Here is a 789-nt window from a genome sequence, read left to right as displayed (position 1 = left end):
ATTGGGCGGTGGTGCTGTTGGCCTGCGTGTACAGCATCGCCGAATCCCGACAAAACCTCTCCACCGGGCTGGAGCTTCTTCGGTCGCGGAAAGACCACAGCGTCGTCGAGTTCATTTATGACGCTGCAAAGCAAGATATTCCCATTGATGTGATCAAAAAACAGCTCCGTATCGCGTAAGGGGTACCCTGTTTGTCTCTCTAACCATGGAAATTATTGTAATGAAAAATGCTCCCTGAATCCGTGATAAAGACGCGTTCAAAGCTGCCAAGAAAACTGGATCAATCAACAAAATATTGCACTCGGGGTTCTTCACCTAATAGGTGAACATTCGAAATGGAGTCGAAGTCTCGACACGATTGGGTTTCCCAGCATTTTTGATACACTTCTGTCACGGATTCAGGTGCTCATCTACAGTATATAAATTGAAATAAAGGTTTTCTCCCGTTCCACGGCGAATAAATAAAAGAGAAAATAGGGGAACGGAGAGAAAATATGATGCCAAATCACAAAGACGAGATCGAAAAGTTGTCCACTGCCATGAAAGAAGCAAAAAGTAAACGAGCATATGAACGCTACCAAGCGATTTATCTTCATTTGCAGGGATATACCAAAGGAGAAATCGCAACGATTATTGGTCGATCCAAGAAAACTATTTATAACTATATTCATGCCTACGCCCAGCGCGGTCTTGATGGACTGGAGATGAAATACTCACCTGGCGCCCCACGTCGATTGACCCCTGAGCAGGAAAAAGAGCTGGCTTTGATCATTGAACATCAGCTCCCCG

The 789-nt window shown here is 45.0% G+C and carries 1 protein-coding gene and 1 pseudogene; both read left to right on the top strand.

The features are described from left to right. Nucleotides 1-179, top strand: a pseudogene (locus tag ETC02_RS16770) (IS701 family transposase); the annotation flags it as partial. Nucleotides 180-494: 315 nt separating this feature from the next. Continuing rightward, the coding region (locus ETC02_RS16765) for a helix-turn-helix domain-containing protein (RefSeq protein WP_063211857.1) at nt 495-789 on the top strand (295 nt) is incomplete at its 3' end.

This window comes from Geobacillus sp. DSP4a (assembly GCF_013096875.1).
In the GTDB taxonomy this organism is placed as follows: Bacteria; Bacillota; Bacilli; order Bacillales; family Anoxybacillaceae; genus Geobacillus; species Geobacillus thermophilus.
Note: the sequence above shows the minus strand (reverse complement) of the source record. Positions and strands in the feature narration are given on the sequence as shown.